General features: G+C 47.9%; 13 protein-coding genes. 6 read left to right on the top strand and 7 right to left on the bottom strand.

Annotated features, from left to right (window positions below; genetic code table 11):
* The first annotated feature begins 121 nt into the window (after positions 1–121).
* Positions 122–670 carry a hypothetical protein gene (locus B5F77_RS12550; protein ID WP_087331262.1) on the top strand — a complete coding sequence of 183 codons (549 nt, stop codon included), beginning with the start codon at positions 122–124 and terminating at the stop codon, positions 668–670.
* A gap of 73 nt (positions 671–743) precedes the next feature.
* Here B5F77_RS12550 and B5F77_RS12545 read toward each other — a convergent pair whose 3' ends face one another.
* On the bottom strand, positions 744–1409 hold the full coding sequence (locus tag B5F77_RS12545) for a DUF1349 domain-containing protein (RefSeq protein ID WP_087331260.1): 666 nt from the start codon (positions 1407–1409) through the stop codon (positions 744–746).
* A 103-nt stretch (positions 1410–1512) separates the two neighbouring features.
* Between B5F77_RS12545 and B5F77_RS12540 the strand changes: the two genes are divergently transcribed.
* The 5 genes from B5F77_RS12540 to B5F77_RS12520 all read left to right on the top strand — a co-directional run bounded on the left by B5F77_RS12540 (position 1513) and on the right by B5F77_RS12520 (position 7648).
* Positions 1513–2250, top strand: a complete 738-nt coding sequence (locus tag B5F77_RS12540; RefSeq protein ID WP_239446346.1) for a LuxR C-terminal-related transcriptional regulator — start codon at positions 1513–1515, stop codon at positions 2248–2250.
* A gap of 53 nt (positions 2251–2303) precedes the next feature.
* Positions 2304–3635, top strand: a complete 1332-nt coding sequence (gene mtaB / locus B5F77_RS12535; protein WP_087331256.1) for a tRNA (N(6)-L-threonylcarbamoyladenosine(37)-C(2))-methylthiotransferase MtaB — start codon at positions 2304–2306, stop codon at positions 3633–3635.
* Between the two features lie 11 nt (positions 3636–3646).
* A complete protein-coding gene (locus B5F77_RS12530; protein WP_087331254.1) occupies positions 3647–4543 on the top strand; it encodes a lysophospholipid acyltransferase family protein in 897 nt (298 codons plus the stop codon).
* The gene (locus B5F77_RS12525) at positions 4527–5564 is read left to right on the top strand and encodes a glycosyltransferase family 2 protein (RefSeq protein WP_087331252.1); all 1038 of its coding nucleotides are present in this window, start codon (positions 4527–4529) and stop codon (positions 5562–5564) included. Before B5F77_RS12530 ends, B5F77_RS12525 begins: the two co-directional genes overlap by 17 nt.
* 101 nt (positions 5565–5665) lie before the next feature.
* Positions 5666–7648, top strand: a complete 1983-nt coding sequence (locus B5F77_RS12520; protein ID WP_087331249.1) for an OmpA family protein — start codon at positions 5666–5668, stop codon at positions 7646–7648.
* Positions 7649–7729: 81 nt separating this feature from the next.
* Here the strand turns inward: B5F77_RS12520 and B5F77_RS12515 are convergent, their stop codons facing one another.
* The 6 genes from B5F77_RS12515 to B5F77_RS12490 form a co-directional block, all read right to left on the bottom strand.
* Complete coding sequence (locus B5F77_RS12515) at positions 7730–9379, bottom strand: fumarate hydratase (protein WP_087331247.1); 1650 nt, start codon at positions 9377–9379, stop codon at positions 7730–7732.
* Positions 9380–10150: 771 nt separating this feature from the next.
* A complete protein-coding gene (locus B5F77_RS12510; RefSeq protein WP_087331245.1) occupies positions 10151–11107 on the bottom strand; it encodes an N-acetylornithine carbamoyltransferase in 957 nt (318 codons plus the stop codon).
* Between the two features lie 10 nt (positions 11108–11117).
* A complete protein-coding gene (locus B5F77_RS12505; protein ID WP_087331243.1) occupies positions 11118–12773 on the bottom strand; it encodes an AMP-binding protein in 1656 nt (551 codons plus the stop codon).
* A 13-nt stretch (positions 12774–12786) separates the two neighbouring features.
* Complete coding sequence (locus B5F77_RS12500) at positions 12787–13341, bottom strand: XRE family transcriptional regulator (protein ID WP_087331241.1); 555 nt, start codon at positions 13339–13341, stop codon at positions 12787–12789.
* A gap of 330 nt (positions 13342–13671) precedes the next feature.
* On the bottom strand, positions 13672–15519 hold the full coding sequence (locus B5F77_RS12495) for an FAD-dependent oxidoreductase (RefSeq protein ID WP_087331239.1): 1848 nt from the start codon (positions 15517–15519) through the stop codon (positions 13672–13674).
* Positions 15520–15542: 23 nt separating this feature from the next.
* Entirely contained in the window at positions 15543–17495 is a 1953-nt protein-coding gene (locus B5F77_RS12490; protein ID WP_087331237.1) for a family 20 glycosylhydrolase, read from the bottom strand.
* Positions 17496–17743: the final 248 nt, after the last annotated feature.

The raw sequence follows: 17743 nt of genomic DNA, 5'->3' as shown, positions 1-17743 counted from the left end.
GGGAGTACAATACCGGCAAGTATGTTCAAATAATCGTTTTCCATACTGCAAAATAAAGGTTTGTTCTTCAAACTAACAAATTTATCCCCACTAAATTTCTACTGAGCCGCAAGTTTCAAGGATGAAGATGGAAGGCGGTGTAGGTTTTTCGTCGATGCATGGAATGGATTTGTTTAACGAGACGGTGCATCCCTTTTATTTTATGGTCGGGGCGGAGTATCTGGATCGGGGTTGGTTTCATCTTGCAAGTAATATAGGTGTCGTTCGGAAAGGCGGAAAGGACGAACTCTGGACTTCATTGGATGAGGCCTCTGATTGGAGTTTGATGGGTACTTTCCTTACGTTGAATACGTTGTTTGATATAAAGAAGGTGTCGTATGATGGCTATACGTTCTATGCAGGTGCAGGACCGGTGGTAAATATCAAAGTAGGGAAGAGCGAAAAGATTTCATCGGAATCGCATGACGAGAGTTTGGGGATGGATTTCAACCCCGTCCATCTGGGTGTCCGTTGTGAGGTAGGTGTCAAGAAGGATTTCAAGCGGACAGCCTTAGGTTTAGTGGCCAGTTATCAAACGGCACTGACTTCATACGTAAAGAATTTCTCTAAACTTCGGGACCGAACTTTTACGCTGGGTATTACGCTTGATTTTCGGTTAGGCACGAAATAATTTAAACACAGAGTCACGAAGCAATTGGTAATTAGAAACTCTGTCTCTTTGTGACTCTGTGTTTTTTAGTTATTTATTCGGATGTTTCCTTGTTCTTTTCAAGCCATTGTAAGCGTCGCGCATCTGGGAGATGCTTAATCGTAAATTCTTCGAAATGCGCTTGGAAACCATCTCCGTCCGGACAAGCACCCATGACGCCCACCATGACTGGATGATTATCTTGTAACCAAGCATTACGCATCATTACATAGTTTTTATCGTCGAATGAGTAGAAAATCTCGACTGCATCCAGGCGGCGTACCGCTTTAATCCAGACGAAAGGAACGGGTTTATCCAACGGGATAACACTCCAATCGCTTGTATGATGCGTCACCACTACGCTGAGGTTATACTTCCCATCCACAAACTCAATTCCAGCTTTGATGTAGTTTTCGTGGTCCAGACGTAACATCAATCCAGATTGGTCGAAACGAGTCTTATAATCTCCTGCGATTTTTACTTTTACTTCAAACTCACCACCTCTCGTTGTGTAAAGGAAAGGTGCATCGTCTACTGTAAATCCGTAATGCGAGACTCGCCAATAGTCTGTCTGCGGTGTTATGTCCATGGTGAGCCTGTTTCCTATAATTTCCCATTGTTCCGGTTCATTGAACCATTGCATTCTCTCTAAGGTTTGTGCAACAGATGCTTGCGTTAAGAGACCAGCAAGCAGTGCATAAAATAGTTTCTTACGTTTCATGTCATTCTTTTTTTAGTTACCTTTGCAAAAGTAGTGCCTTTGAGCCAGCCAGGCAATAGCTATTAATAACCATTTTTTCTGAGCAATGAAAACGATAGATCTGTTGAACAAAGCATTCTCTGCTCAAAAATTTGAGCAATCCCATTCGTACGTTCATGAATTGGAAACGTATCGACAAATAGCTAGTCACTATGCGCAAATAGAACAATCCATAGCCGTCTTGAGCGACCTACGAATGAACCAAAGTTATATATATTATGGTAAGTTCGCTCGAAATTTAGGCATCGACAAGGAAAAACAGGAAGAACAAGTACACTCGATATGGGAAGACGAACTATTTCAACGGATTCATCCAGACGATTTACCACAGAAATATCTACAAGAATTGTACTTTTTCCAATATATCAAACAGAAGCCAAAGGCGATGCGGACTGACTATTATCTAGCTAGCAAGCTCCGAATGAAAGATGCATGTGGAGTTTACCATCCAGTCTTACACCGTATCTTTTACACTTTTCTGGACGTAAGTAACCATTTATGGTTAGCCCTCTGCCTCTACAATCCGTTGCACTGGCCATTTCCTGTGCAAGGTGCGATTATCAGTTCCGTAAATGGGCAATGGCAGGAGTTGTCGAAGCAAGATTATCAGCATGTCCTGTCTGTGAGGGAAAAACAAGTATTAAGCCTTATCCATGAAGGAATGTCAAGTAAAGAAATTGCACGAACCCTCTCGGTCAGCCTAAACACTATAAACCACCATCGTCAAGAAGTTTTGCATAAATTGAAGGCAAAAAACTCAATAGAAGCGTGCCGAATTGCGAAGGAATTAGGATTAATCTAACGATATTCCGGCTATTTTCCGTACATTTGCAACGCATAACAAAAAGAGACAACATGGACGCTACTTTATTCCCTCATAAAAAAGCAGCCTATTATACCTTAGGATGCAAACTAAATTTTGCGGAGACGTCGACCATCGGAAAGTTATTAGCTGAGCAAGGTATCCAGCGGGTGCAGCCAGGTGAACAGGCCGATATCTGCGTTGTAAATACATGCTCGGTCACGGAGTTGGCGGACAAGAAATGTCGACAAGCCATTCGGCGTATTGGGAAAGAACATCCAGGTGCATTTATCGTCGTGACAGGTTGCTATGCTCAATTGCAACCGGGAGAGGTGGCACAAGTAGAAGGTGTCGACCTCGTGTTGGGTGCTGAACAGAAGTTGGACATTCTGCATTATCTGCACGATTTGAAGAAGCATGGTGGAGTAGGGCAGGTATTCGCTTCGGAAAGCCGAGACATCCGAAAATTTATGCCCTCTTGTTCGGCTGATGACCGAACGAGGCATTTCTTGAAAGTACAAGATGGTTGTGACTATTTCTGCAGTTACTGTACGATACCTTTCGCACGAGGACGGAGCCGGAACGGGAGTATTGCGAGCCTCGTCGAGCAGGCAGAAGCCGTCGCTCGGCAAGGAGGAAAAGAAATCGTCCTGACAGGTGTGAACATTGGGGATTTCGGGAAGACGACGGGCGAAACATTTATCGACTTGATTCGCGCGTTGGATCAGGTAGAGGGCGTCGAACGCTACCGTATTTCGTCGATTGAACCCAATCTGGTCTCGGACGAGGTGATTGATTTCGTAGCTATGAGCAAACGGTTCGCTCCGCATTTCCACATTCCTTTGCAAAGTGGGTGCGATGAGGTCTTGAAACTTATGCGACGTAGATATGATACCGCCTTGTTCCGCCATAAGGTAGAGAAAATCAAAAGCATAATGCCCGATGCTTTCATCGGAGTAGATGTTATCGTCGGGACGCGAGGTGAAACGGATGCCTTTTTCGAGGATTCGCGCCGTTTCATCGAGAGCCTCGATGTGACACAATTGCATGTTTTCAGTTATTCCGAACGACCCGGTACGCAAGCCTTGAAGATAGATTATATTGTCTCTCCAGAAGTAAAGCACGCCCGGAGTCAAACGTTGATTGAACTCTCCAGTAAGAAGTTCAAAGCTTTTTATGAAGCACACATGGGGCGGAAAGCGAAGGTCCTGTTCGAACATACCGAGAAGGGCGGACAGATGTACGGATTTACTGAGAACTATATTAAAGTAGAGGCGCCATTCGAAGCAGCATGGATAAATGAAGTACGGGAAGTCCACTTGGGCGGATGGAATGTAGACCAGACAGCTCTCCGGATAGAACCGTCGGTATGTCCTCATTCCTAAAGTGGACAGTCATGTGGTATACATTATTATATAGTTGGGTCAAGTTGCATGCTTTATTACCGATGCGTATACTCTACGGGTTGGCTGATTTGTTATACCTTATTATATATAAAGTTGTGCGTTATCGGCTCAGTGTGGTAAGACGCAACCTCTCGGCCGCTTTTCCGGAGAAAAGTAAGCCGGAACTGCGTAAGATAGAACGAGAATTTTACCATCACTTCGCAGATTATATCGTAGAAACCCTCAAGCTCGCTCATATTTCGTTGGAGGAACTACAGGAACGGGCGTATGTTCAAAATCCAGAAGTAGTTGATCAGCTCATGGATGCTGGACATCCTTGTTGCTTGTTACTTATGGGGCATTACGGAAATTGGGAGTGGTACTCTGGCTCGACGACGCGCTTCGAAGAGGCTGTGATGTATCAGATATACCGTCCACTGAACAACAAGGTGGTGGACAATCTGTTCGTCCATCTGCGAACGAAGTTCGGATCGCGTGTTATCTCCAAATATGAAACCGGGCGTGAAGTGATTCGCCTCCAACGAGAGAAAGTTCGCTCGGTCGTTATCTTCTTGGCAGACCAAACACCCAGCCGGCAAAACCTGCACTATTGGACTTCGTTCCTGCATCAGGAAACGGCCATCCTCACGGGTGCGGAGCGGTTAGCTCGGAAGTTGAACACGCCGGTCGTCTATCTCGATGTCCAGATGCTTCGGCGCGGGTATTATACGCTGGAATTACAACTTATCTCGGAAAACCCCAAAGAGACGTCGGAAAATTGGATTACAGAAGAATACGCCCGTCGCATGGAGCGTAGTATTCTGCGTAACCCGGCCGGCTGGCTCTGGACGCATAAACGTTGGAAATACAAACGAACAGATGTAATCACTCATGAACACAAAGGATAAGAAGAAAGTGGCGGTAGTCATCCTGAATTGGAACGGGGCGGCACTCATGGAACGTTTCCTGCCGTCGGTCGTCCGTTATTCTCCTGAAGAAATTGCTGAGGTTGTGGTCGCGGATAATGGTTCGACGGATGATTCTCTCCGGATCTTGGCCGAGAAATTCCCCTCGGTACGTGTGGTTCGTTTCACGCAGAATTATGGTTTTGCCGAAGGATATAACCGTGCCTTGCAGCAAATTGACGTACCCTATGCTGTGCTTTTAAATAGCGACGTGGAGGTAACGCCCGGTTGGCTCGATGCGCCGATCCACCGGTTGGATGTCTCGCCGGAAGTAGCTGCTGTCCAGCCTAAGCTCTTGGCAGAAAGGGAACGAGACCGTTTCGAATATGCAGGCGCAGCGGGAGGTTTCATGGATAAATATGGGTATCCTTTTTGTCGCGGACGTATTTTCCAGGAGGTGGAAACTGACCGGGAACAATACGACGCGGAAGTGGATATCCTCTGGGCAACAGGTGCATGCCTTTTTATCCGTACTGATGTTTATCGGTCCGTCGGTGGGCTGGACGCAGGTTTCTTTGCCCACCAGGAGGAAATCGATTTGTGTTGGCGGATGCGGGCACGCGGATATCGGTTGGTATGCACGCCTCAGTCGGTGGTTTACCATGTGGGTGGTGGAACGCTTCACGTCGAGAGTCCGCGTAAAACCTTTCTCAATTTCCGCAATAACCTCTTAATGCTTTATAAGAATTTGCCTGAAAAGGAGTTGCACCGGGTGATGCGTTTGCGTTTTTGGTTGGACTATTTGGCGGCATTGAAATTCTTGCTCGAAGGGCATCCAGCAAATGCTCGTGCTGTCTGTGACGCTCGCCGTGCTTTCCATCGCCTGGTACCTGCCTATCGTGAGCAGCGCGTCGTGAATCAGCAACTTGCCGTCGTGCAGGAGATACCGGAGCTGAAATCCTTTAGTCTTCTCTGGCAATTTTATGTACGCGGCAAGAAACATTACGGACAGCTTCCGCAATAAGCGGTTCTGTTTTTCGTTTTTTAAGAGGGTCAGGGAATGTTTTCCTCCCGGCAGGGAAACCTAATCGCCTCGATTCGATAGAAGAAAATAAACGATTGAAGATGAAAAAGATCTGTTCATTCCTACCTATATTTTTGTGGCTATCTGCCATAGGGTGTCTCTTTTCTTGCAAATCCGTCAAGTTGAGTGATGCCGAAGAGAAGCAACGTATCGGTGAATATTACGAGGCGGCGGCGATGTACCGTAAGCTTTATACCAAGACGTCGCCCAAAAAACGCGATTTGCGCGGCTATATAGCCTATCGTATGGCCGAGTGTAATCGTATGATAAACAGTACAGACAAAGCCTTGAGTGGCTATCTGAACGCCGTGCGCTACAAATATCCAGATTCTATCCTCCATTTGCGCGTGGGGCAGATGCTTCAACGGAAAGGACGTTATAACGAGGCGATTAAACAATACGATACCTACTTGATGTACAATCCGGGGAGCCAGTTGGCATACAACGGGATTGAAGGGTGTCGCTTAGCGCCGGAATGGCGTAAGAACCCAACACGCTACGAAGTACGGCGGATGGAGAAATTCAATTCGCGGCGTGGTGAGTTCTCACCTATGTTGGCGGGCGAAAATTACGACCAGCTCTATTTCGCCTCTTCCCGTACGAAGGATAAGGACGCGAAACTGAATGCCATTACGGGGCAATACAATAACAATTTCTACTTGGTGAAACAGGATGAGAATGGCAATTGGCTCGCTCCCGAAGAACTGGAGGATGAGGTGAATACGGAGTTCGACGAGGGTACACCTTCTTTTACGGCAGACGGCAATACGATGTATTATACCTATTGTTCGGAAGACGAGACGGGCGACCGTACGGCCGAAATCTACACATCAACTCGTAGTAGCGCGAAATGGGGTAAAGGGACACGTGTTTCGATTGTGAACGATTCCATCACAGCGTTGGGCCACCCAGCTATTTCTCCCGACGGGAAATATATCTATTTTGTTTCCGACGTAGTAGGTGGTTTTGGCGGAAAAGATATCTACCGTGCTCGCGTGGAAGGTGGCAGTTTTGGGCCGATGGAAAACTTGGGACCGGAAATCAATACGACGGGCGACGAGATGTTTCCTTATGTGCGCGATTCGGTGACGCTCTATTTTTCCTCCAGCGGACATCCGGGCATGGGTGGGCTCGACCTTTTCCGTGCCGTGCAGGACAGTACGGGACATTGGCGAGTGGAAAACATGCAATATCCCATCAATTCGTCGAGTGATGATTTTGGTATTACCTTTGCTGGAAACAGGGAAAAGGGTTTTTTCAGTTCGAACCGCAACGATGCCCGCGGCTTCGACCACCTCTATGAATTTGAAAAACCGGTCATCACGGTACATATCGAAGGTTATGTGAACGACGTGGACGAATATCCAATACAAGATGCGACGGTGCAAATCGTAGGACGCGATGGATTGAATGCCAAAGTATTGACCAATAAAGATGGTGAGTATATGGTAGAGTTGGAACGTGACATCCGGTATGTGATGATGGCTAGTGCCCGCGGGTATTTGAACCAGAACTACGAATTACATACGGGACCGGAAGAAAAGAGTGAAACCTATATCGTCGATTTCTTTCTTTCGCCCATCAATAAGCCGGTGGTTATTGATAATATTTTCTATGATTTCGATAAAGCCTCGCTTCGCCCCGAATCGAAGAAGGCACTGGACGAATTAATTAAGATGCTCAACGATAATCCGAATGTGACCATTGAACTTCGTTCGCATACCGACCGGAAAGGAACCGAACAATACAACGAACGCCTGGCGCAACGACGGGCACAATCGGTCGTAGATTATCTCATTGCCGGAGGTATCGCGGCCGACCGACTTGAAGCAAAAGGTTACGGTGAGAGCGTTCCGAAAGAGGTGAACCGCAAAATCGCCCGCCAGTATGATTTCTTAAAAGAAGGTGATGTCCTGACGGAAGAATTCGTGTTGAAACTCACGCCCGAACAACAAGAGATAGCTGATCAGCTTAATCGTCGTACTGAGTTCAAAGTGCTTCGCACAAACTATAATCTATTCTAAAATAAAAAATGGAAAGTCGAAAATTGAAAAAGACCAACCAATTTCAATTTTCAACTTTCCATTTTCAATTAAAAAGGGAAGTTACTTTAATTTACAATCCGTACACCGGGATTGAATCTGCTTGAAGAAATCGTTCCCCTTATTATCTACCAAGATGAATGCTGGGAAGTCTTCTACTTCAATCTTCCAGATAGCTTCCATGCCGAGTTCTGGATATTCTACACATTCGATGCTCTTGATATTGTTTTGAGCCAAGATAGCGGCCGGGCCTCCAATCGAACCTAAATAGAAACCGCCATGCTTCTTGCATGCGTCGGTCACTTGCTGGCTTCGGTTTCCTTTTGCCAACATAATCATGCTGCCGCCATGGCTTTGGAACAAATCAACATACGGGTCCATACGGCCTGCCGTGGTCGGTCCCATGGAACCACAAGCCATACCCTGCGGAGTCTTAGCCGGGCCAGCATAATAAATCGGATGGTCTTTGATGTATTGCGGAAGGTCTTCGCCTCTATCCAGACGTTCTTTCAGTTTAGCATGAGCGATGTCACGACCCACGATGATAGTTCCGTTCAATGACAAACGAGTTGCTACCGGATATTTATCCAACTCAGCCAGGATTTCACTCATCGGACGATTCAAATCAATCTTCACGGCATTGCCCTCGCCAGCTTGACGCAATTCTTCCGGAATCAATTCGCCTGGATTAGCATCCAACTTCTCAATCCAGATACCGTCTTGGTTGATTTTACATTTAATATTACGGTCTGCCGAGCAAGACACTCCCAAACCTACAGGACAAGAGGCTCCGTGGCGCGGAAGGCGGATGATGCGTACATCGTGCGCGTAATATTTACCTCCGAACTGAGCGCCGAGTCCAATCTTATGCGCTTCTTCCAATACTTTCTTTTCTAGTTCCACGTCGCGGAAAGCCCGTCCGTATTCGTTTCCGGTTGTAGGTAATTCGTCGTAATAATGGGTAGAAGCGAGCTTCACGGTCAACAAGTTCTTTTCAGCCGAAGTTCCTCCGATAACGAATGCGATATGATAAGGAGGACAAGCTGCCGTACCTAATGTCTTCATCTTTTCTACCAAGAACGGAACCAAAGTTTCCGGGTTTAGGATAGCTTTTGTTTCTTGGTAAAGATAAGTCTTATTGGCCGAACCACCTCCCTTTGTAACGCAAAGGAAGCGATATTCCATGCCTTCGGTAGCTTCAAGATCAATTTGTGCCGGGAGGTTGCATTTCGTGTTCACCTCTTCATACATCGAGAGTGGAGCGTTTTGCGAATAGCGCAGGTTCTCTTCTGTATAAGTCTTGTACACACCCAGCGAAAGCGCCTCTTCGTCGCAGTAACCGGTCCAAACCTGTTGTCCCTTTTCTCCGTGGATAATAGCCGTACCTGTATCTTGGCAGAAAGGAAGAATGCCTTTAGCGGCTACTTCAGCGTTGCGCAAGAATGTAAGCGCTACGTATTTGTCGTTCTCGCTTGCTTCCGGATCGCTCAAGATCTTAGCGACCTGTTCATTGTGCGAACGGCGAAGCATGAAGGATACATCGTGGAAGGCAGCATTGGCCATAGCGGTCAAACCCTCTTTCGCGATTTTCAGGATCGGCTTTCCTTCGAATTCCGATACCGATACATAATCTTTCGTAAGCAAATAGTACTCAGTTGTATCTTTCCCGTGCTCAAACATCGGTTGATACTTGAATTCTGGTGTTGTTGCCATAATATGATACGTTTAAATTATTATTGGTTTCTTTTGTAAGAACGGACAAACTTACAAAAAATCCGGCATAGTTGGTGCAAGGATAGGCAAGTTTCTGTGCTTTCTTTTTCAAGGACGATAGAAAAACGCGGAAGAGAAACCTTTTGGTCCCCCTTCCGCTATCCATTCACTAATAAATAACGTTCGGGCGATTCGCATCGGCCTTTTTATGGGACTCATTATATGATTCGATTTCTATACGACGACAAATATAGGGAGGAGTTTCGAGATAAACATCAAAAATAGGGGAGAAAAGAGGAAAAGATGCCGAAGAAAACATCTTTTCTAGCCTATGTTTTCTCTAAATATCGACGATGTTTGTACACGTATCGTCGATATTTGTATATCTTTAGTCTAAAGATAAAGAAATGTAGTCGATGTTTAGAGAAATTGTAGGCGGGAAGGGAAGTTTTCCTCCCGCTAAAATAAGTTTTTCTAAAGGGAAATCGAATGAGTGAACGTATGGGACGATCATTTCATCGTGTTTTGTATCTTTTTATAATATTGTAAGGTCTTCGCTGAGTCAGATGAATTAAGCATGTAAACGCGTTGATTCGTTTTAATTTCAAGAAAAGGAGCGGAGGAGTAGATAAAGAACTTGGCTTGTTCATTTGTGGTTAATAAGAAATGTCCGTATAAATCAACGCGAGAAGAGTTATCAGCGCGCTTGGGTAAGGAAGAACAGCTTGCCAACCTATGCAGAGGATGGCAAGCAATAAATATTTCTTTCTTTTATTGTAAACCTTCCAGTATCTTCTTCAATACCGTTTGGGCGGAGATTTCGCGGTTGGCAGCTTCGGGAATCACGATGCTTTGTGGACTTTCAATTACATCATCCGTCACAATCATGTTTCGACGTACCGGAAGGCAATGCATAAAGTAGGCATTGTTTGTGAGCGCCATCTTTTCCGTATCTACCGTCCAAGAACGATCCATGTTGATTACTTTTCCGTAGTTTGGATCTTTGTAAGCCGCCCAATTCTTGGCATAGACAAAGTCTGCGCCTTCGAGGGCTTTCTTTTGGTCATACTCTACGCGGGCATGACCTACGAACTTCGGATCTAATTCATACCCTTCCGGATGGGTGATGACAAACTCATAATCCGTAGCATTCATCCATTCGGCAAAGCTATTCGGTACAGCTTGTGGGAGTGCTTTGGGGTGTGGAGCCCATGTCATTACGACCTTCGGACGCTCTGTCTTCTTATACTCTTCGATGGTAATCAAATCGGCAAAACTCTGAAGCGGATGGCGCGTGGCGGCTTCCATGCTGAATACCGGCCGACCGGAATATTGGATGAACTGGTTTAGTATCTTCTCCGTGTAATCATCTTCCTTATTCTCAAAGCGGGCGAAAGAGCGTACACCGATGATATCGCAATAGCACCCCATCACCGGGATAGCTTCCAGGAGATGTTCTGATTTATCCCCATCCATAATTACGCCCCGCTCGGTCTCGAGCTTCCATGCACCTTGGTTCACATCCAAAACGATGGTATTCATACCTAAATTCATCGCTGCTTTTTGCGTAGAAAGGCGCGTACGGAGGCTGGAATTGAAGAACACCATGAGCAAGGTCTTGTTTTTCCCCAGCTCTGTGAATTGGAAACGGTCTTTCTTTATCTCAAACGCCTCGCGGAGTGCCTGCTTTAGGTCGCCTAAGTCTTGTACACAAGTGAAATGTCTCATATTGGTTTGCTTATTTGTTATCTTTATTCCTGATTTCTACTCTTCGTATTTTCCCGCTAATGGTCTTTGGCAATTCGTCGACAAACTCGATGACACGGGGATATTTATAAGGAGCCGTGACGCGCTTGACGTGGTTCTGTAATTCCTTAATTAAGTCTTCGCCTGCTTTATCCTTATAGTCTTTTGCCAATACTATGGTAGCCTTGACCACTTGCCCGCGTATTTCATCCGGAACTCCCGTAATGGCACATTCTACTACGGCCGGGTGGGTCATCAAAGCGCTCTCGACCTCGAACGGGCCGATACGATAACCGGAACTTTTAATCACATCATCCGCACGTCCCACGAACCAGAAATAGCCATCTTCATCTCGCCAAGCGACATCACCCGTATAATACAACCCGTCGTGCCAAGCTTCGCGCGTCTTGGCCGCATCCCGGTAATATTCCTTAAAGAGGCCGAGGGGTTTGCCATTCTCCGTATGGATAACGATTTGTCCCTGTTCGCCATCCTCGGCCGGCGTCCCGTCTGCCCGGAGTAAATCCACCTGATATTGTGGGTTAGGTACGCCCATAGAGCCGGGTTTCGGTTCCATCCAAGGGAACGTAGCGATACTCAACGTGGTTTCCGTTTGTCCGAATCCTTCCATCAGCTTGATACCCGTCAGCTTATAGAACGTATCAAAGACTGCGGGGTTCAATGCCTCGCCCGCTATCGTGCAGTATTGCAGAGAGGAAAGGTCATATTTCGTGAGGTCTTCGCGAATCAGAAAACGGAAGATGGTAGGCGGCGCGCAAAGTGATGTAATCTTATAATCCTGAATCATCCGGAGCATATCGGCCGGGGTGAATTTCTCGTGGTCATATACGAATACCGTCGCGCCTGCAATCCATTGCCCATAGAGCTTTCCCCATACGGCTTTCCCCCAACCCGTATCCGCAATGGTCAGGTGGAGACTATCTTTGTGGAGGTTGTGCCAATAGCATCCCGTCACGATATGTCCCAGCGGATAGGTGAAATCGTGTGCGACCATCTTGGGTTCGCCGCTTGTTCCGGAAGTAAAGTACAGCAAGGAGATATCGTCGTTGCTGTTTGGATGCGCGGGGCGCTGGAAGGGGGATACCTGCTCCCATTCTTTATGGAAATCATGGAATCCTTCCGGTACATACGGACCGACTGATACCAACGCCTTGACCGTGGGCGACTGGGGCATGGCATCTTGGATATGGGTCGTAATCACCTCTTCGCCTGCGCAGACAATCATCTTGATATCGGCCGCATTCGCCCGGTAGATAATATCTTTCTTGGTCAAGAGGTGGGTGGCCGGAATCACGACCGCCCCCAGTTTATGCAGGGCGATAATCGAGAACCAAAACTCATAGCGACGTTTCAGTATCAACATGACCATGTCGCCCCGCCCGATGCCGAGGGATTGGAAATAGGCTGCGGTCTGGTCTGTATAACGTTTCATTTCCGCGAAGGTGAAGTCGATATGGTCTCCCTTGTCGTTCGTCCATACCAATGCTTTCTTCTCGGGTTCTTCTGCTGCCCAAGCATCTACCACGTCGTACCCGAAGTTGAAGTTCTCCGGTACCTTTATTTTTAAATGCTTCTTAAAATCTTCTTGTGAAGTAAAAGAAGTCTGTTCAACGAATCTTTCTAACATAAATCTTCTTTAATTATAATATGATTGCCAAGAAACAAACCTTTTCGCCGTCCAACGCCATCATGCCGTGCGGTTGTTCGGAGTCGAAATAAATGCTGTCGCCCTCTTCTAATATCAACTGTTTGCCGTTCACTTCGATCAACATACGGCCTTGGAGCACATAATTAAACTCCTGTCCTGGGTGCGTGTTCCGGTAGATGGGCGTCCCTTCGGGTTTCGGGTGTACCGTCACGAGGAATGGGTTTCCTTTGCGATGCGCGAACCCGGCGGCAAGGGATTGGTACTTATAGGCTTTTACCCGTTCTACGGCCACGCCCTTGTTCTTGCGCGTTACGAAATAGCTGCTCATCTTGGGTTCGTCGCCAAACATCAACGTGGTCAGCTCTACGCCATACGTCTGGGCAATCTGATGCAACACGCTCACCGAGATATCCACCGTCCCGCTTTCCATCTGCAAATATTCCTCTGTTGAGAGTTGGCACGCCTTCGCCACCTCTTCGGGCGAAAGCTCCAATGCGTCGCGCAAACCGCGCAATCGCTCTGCTATTTGTTTGATTTGTTCGTCCATATTGTTTTCTTTTTTGCTAAATGACGCTCAAAGATAGCGATTCGATTCCGAATAGCCAAGGGAATGCCTCGATAAAACATCCATCCCTGTGTAAAAGGCCTGTTCGCCCCCTCATTTGCTCCCGTATAAAGGCAACCTGGAGAAAGGAGATAACATACCCTACCATAATGGGGTGCATGCACCCTACCGTAGTGTAGTGCCTATACTCCACCCTATTGGGGTGTCTACACCCTACTATGGTAGGGTTGATATTGAATAATGCAAAAAAGGCCTCCCGTTTCAGATAGACGGGAAGCCTCGTGTCGTATAGTGTATAAAGATATAGGAACGTTAGAGCGTCCCACCTTCGTTGTAACGTTGGTTGTTGGGTAGACCTTTTTCGTTCACGCCCGTCCGCATCAATCCTTTGAGTTCTTCTAAATGAGACTGATAGACGGCACGGGGCAAGATGTTATATTTCTTGCAAATCGAGGCGGCCATGCCCACGACTTCACCCATCATGCCCGTGGTGCGCATGACGCGGACCGTACCTAAAGCCACGTGCGTCACGCTGATGTTACGCCCCGCCATGAAGAGATTATTCACATTGCGCGAATAAAGGCAACGATAAGGCACGGCATACGGGCGAATCATCACGTGCTTCGTGACAGCTTTGAACTCATTCCCGGGAAAGTCTTCGCTATTGGCGGGGTCGGGCTTATGGAGGTCGATGCTCCACGTGGTGATGAACGAGGCATCTTCGTGTGCCACCTCTTTCGTGAGGTCGTCTTCCTTCAAGATATAATCTCCCATCAAGCGGCGCGATTCCCGTTTGCCAGCGATATAAGCCACCCATTCCAGTTTGCGGTCCTTATACGGGCTATTCTCCTTCATCCGATTCTTCAGATAACTCCAATTCGAGTAGACGACCAACATGCCATAATCGCGGATGCGCTCGAAATCGTTGATTTGGTCGAAGTTCATACCTGTTTCCCAAGTCCATTCGCCCATCATGACCTTCTCGCAATTCTCTTCGTCGAACGTTACGCCATACTCGAAATCGGGGAAAGCCTGAGGAGAGCCCGCATCTACCGAATACCACTGGACGGAGGCGCCCATCGTCATCTTGTCGGCCTTCTCGGGTGCAATCTCTTCGCCAAACTCGTCTCGGCCTTCGCGTCCCATCCGGTAATCAGCTCCGGCCAGGTAGCCAATCGTGCCATCGCCTGTACAGTCGGCAAAGAGCGGTGCCTCGAAGCGTAGTTCTTGGCTATTTTCGATGTGTTTGACCAAAACAGAAGAAATCCGGTCGCCCTCTTTCGTGACGCTTATAGCCCGGTAATTCAAAAAGAGCGTGACGTTCTTTTCTTTAGCCAGCCAATCCAGTTTCTTTTGGTCTTCGTAAATGGCTGCAGGCTGGGCATTTCCCCCTTGGCTGGGTCCAAATTCTTTCTGCAGGCCACCCAACTCTTTGTAAGGGGCTTGTTCGATACGTCCGCCCAGATGCACGCGGATTTCCGAACTGTTGTTGCCGCCAACGACCGGACGGTCATTTATCAATGCCACCTTGCAACCCAGACGTGCCGCTGATACTGCCGCACTCATTCCGGCAATACCCGCACCCACTACGACCAAGTCATATTTCCCTGCCAGCGGAGCCACCTCCGGCAAGCCCAAAGCCTGGTGGCGGAAAGCCGCCAGTTCGCCTACGTCCGAAGGAGGCATCTGCTGTTCGTCGGTTGTGAAATAAATCGCATCACACCGCCCGTCGAATCCGGTCAAATCGTGTAAGCGTATTTCTGCGGTTCCTTGCTTTACGGACACTTTACCTGCGATTTGCCACATCCAAGCAGCGCCATCGGCACCCAGTGGAGCCACTAACTCTTTGCCGTCGACCGACAGGGTGAATTTTCCAGGTCCTTCGCCTTTTTTCCAAGGGGAAGTCCAATTGTAGGTACGCACATATACATAATAAGTCCCTTTTTCAGGGAACGTCACATTCGTATAGGCATCTTCGACCGGTGTACCCAGTCCGTGTGCCAACAGATAGGGCGACCCCATCTGATCCATAAACTGCTGGTCCACTTTCCAACCCCCTTTGTGTGCAAAACTCTCCGCCTCGACAAACACCGAAGCCGCCTTCGAAGAGGCGATGCCCAACGCACAAAGAAGTCCTAAAAACAATATCCGTATTTTCATAATCTAAACATTTAAAATATACTTCATTCTAATATAATCTCGCGAATCGTCAAGCGGGAGAAGTGAGGTGCCGTCACCTCGATCTTCACGGCTTGGATGGATTCGCCCTTGAGCTTCACCTCAGCCTTCCCGTCCTCCGTAAACGAGGCCACTTTCCGGAAATGCTGACCATCGGCGCTTATTAACAAGTCTGCTTCCGAGAGGTATTCCTTCGAATCATCGCAAACGACCCGGATGGCGTGTACTTCCTTCGGCTCGTCCAGCGTAAGCGTCAAGTAATTCCCCTTTTGCGGCGCGTAGGAGGTAGAGAAGAAGGTGTTCAAATCACCATCGAACACATATTCCGGATTGTATCCGCCCCAAGCCGCCGACATATCGGTCTGTACTTTTGCCGGTTGGAGGAGTTGGATCGAATCCCCTGCCGGGAGGAACCATTGCTCGTCCAGCGCGTCGCCCGGATAATAGGCTATGTCCAATTTCTCCCATACCTTATTATATATATGTAGACGCTGGAAGAAATCCACCCAATCCCGCTTCTCCGGCTTCGACCACAAGACTTCGGCCAACGCACAGAGACGTGGATACAACATCCGTTCCACCTCCGCTTGGGAAACCACGAACTCCGTCCACAAGCATCCTTGCCCACCTTTCACCAAGTGACGCTTTTCCTCCGGCGTATCTTTCGCGATAGGCTCCCATTCATACACCTTACGCGTGGAATTGCGGGCATAGCCAAAATCGAAATAGCACGGGTCTTTGGGGCACATCACGATGGGAATACCACTGGCCAATGCCTTCTTTTGCTGTTCGATGCCATCGTTGCGCCATACGGTCAGCAGGTCCTCTTCCGAAGCTGCGCCCCGCGTGTTGATTTCATCCCAGCCGACCATCGTCTTTCCCTTTGCCCGGACGATTTCACGCACCCGTTTCGTAAAATAATCCTGCAACTGATGGTAATCCGTCATGCCCTCCTTCCGATACAACGCCTGGCATTTCGGGCAAGTTTCCCATACGCTGGTGCTGACCTCATCGCCCCCCAAATGGATATAGGGCGAAGGAAATATTTCCACCAATGCATCCACTAAATCAGATACAAACGCGAAACACTGCGGATTGCCTATGCAAATCATGTTCTCATACATCCGTTTCCGTTTTTCGTAAGGACGCTCTTCCGGATAAGTCTCGAACACGCCGCCCCGACACGACAACTCCGGCATACCGGCCAAGAGCGCCAAACTGTGCCCTGGCAAGTCGACTTCCGGAATGATTTCCACGCCCCGTGCCTCGGCATAAGCGACCAGCTCCTTCAATTCCGCCTTTGTATAATATTTCCCAGACAACTCGGGGAAATCCTTATACTCACTTCCTTTCTTCGCCAAGTCCGGATATTTATCCAATGCCAGGCGCCAACCTTGGTTATCGGTCAGGTGCAAATGCAAGACATTCAGCTTAAAGAAAGACAGCTGGCGGATGCATTCCTTGAGCTCGTCTACCGTCCGGAAATGGCGGCTGCAATCCAACATCGCACCGCGATACCCGAAGCGCGGCTGGTCTTGCACGGTCAAGCAGGGCAGTTTCCCTTCCGAAGCGTTCAAGACAAGTTGCTGAAGCGTGGCCAATGCGTGGTGTACGCCCGCCTTATCGCCCGCCTCGATGGTGATTTGCCGCTCTCGAATTTGCAAAACATAGGCTTCTTTTGGAAATTCATCGTTATGTTCGGCGCGAATGTCGCCTATGTTTTCCGACAAAGATAACGATAAATCGGACTGTTTCCGCAGGTCTTCGGCGAAGGCTTCCCCTACTTTTTCCCATTCATCGGGCATTTGTATGGTTTTCAAGCGTTCAAGCGGAAATGAACCCGATTCGATTCGCACGGAATCCGGCAAGGGAATCAACGCAACAGGTTCTTTTACCGGCGGACTGCAAGCCGACAGGCAGAAAAGGAATAGAAATAATCCTATGATGATGTTCCTCATAGTGATAGACCTTTTAATTGGATTAATTTTAAGATGCGAGACGTTGCTGCAAAGTTGCAGGGGACTTTCGCGAGTCGCGAAACGTTGCTGCAAAGTTGCAGGAGACTTTCGCAAGTCGCGAAACGTTGCCGCAAAATTGCAGGAGGCTTTCGCGAGTCGCGAAACGTTGCCGCAAAATTGCAGGAGGCTTTCGCGAGTCGCGAAACGTTGCCGCAAAATTGCAGGAAGCTTTCGCGAGCTGCGAAATG

This window comes from Parabacteroides sp. An277 (assembly GCF_002159645.1).
Lineage (GTDB): Bacteria > Bacteroidota > Bacteroidia > Bacteroidales > Tannerellaceae > Parabacteroides.
This window is presented reverse-complemented; position numbering and strand designations above follow the sequence as displayed.

Coding starts and splice junctions, on each gene's coding strand:
- B5F77_RS12550 (WP_087331262.1), top strand. CDS start 122: ATGAAGATGGAAGGCGGTGTAGGTTTTTCGTCGATGCATGGAATGGAT.
- B5F77_RS12545 (WP_087331260.1), bottom strand. CDS start 1,409: ATGAAACGTAAGAAACTATTTTATGCACTGCTTGCTGGTCTCTTAACG.
- mtaB (WP_087331256.1), top strand. CDS start 2,304: ATGGACGCTACTTTATTCCCTCATAAAAAAGCAGCCTATTATACCTTA.
- B5F77_RS12530 (WP_087331254.1), top strand. CDS start 3,647: ATGTGGTATACATTATTATATAGTTGGGTCAAGTTGCATGCTTTATTA.
- B5F77_RS12525 (WP_087331252.1), top strand. CDS start 4,527: ATGAACACAAAGGATAAGAAGAAAGTGGCGGTAGTCATCCTGAATTGG.
- B5F77_RS12520 (WP_087331249.1), top strand. CDS start 5,666: ATGAAAAAGATCTGTTCATTCCTACCTATATTTTTGTGGCTATCTGCC.
- B5F77_RS12515 (WP_087331247.1), bottom strand. CDS start 9,379: ATGGCAACAACACCAGAATTCAAGTATCAACCGATGTTTGAGCACGGG.
- B5F77_RS12510 (WP_087331245.1), bottom strand. CDS start 11,107: ATGAGACATTTCACTTGTGTACAAGACTTAGGCGACCTAAAGCAGGCA.
- B5F77_RS12505 (WP_087331243.1), bottom strand. CDS start 12,773: ATGTTAGAAAGATTCGTTGAACAGACTTCTTTTACTTCACAAGAAGAT.
- B5F77_RS12500 (WP_087331241.1), bottom strand. CDS start 13,341: ATGGACGAACAAATCAAACAAATAGCAGAGCGATTGCGCGGTTTGCGC.
- B5F77_RS12495 (WP_087331239.1), bottom strand. CDS start 15,519: ATGAAAATACGGATATTGTTTTTAGGACTTCTTTGTGCGTTGGGCATC.
- B5F77_RS12490 (WP_087331237.1), bottom strand. CDS start 17,495: ATGAGGAACATCATCATAGGATTATTTCTATTCCTTTTCTGCCTGTCG.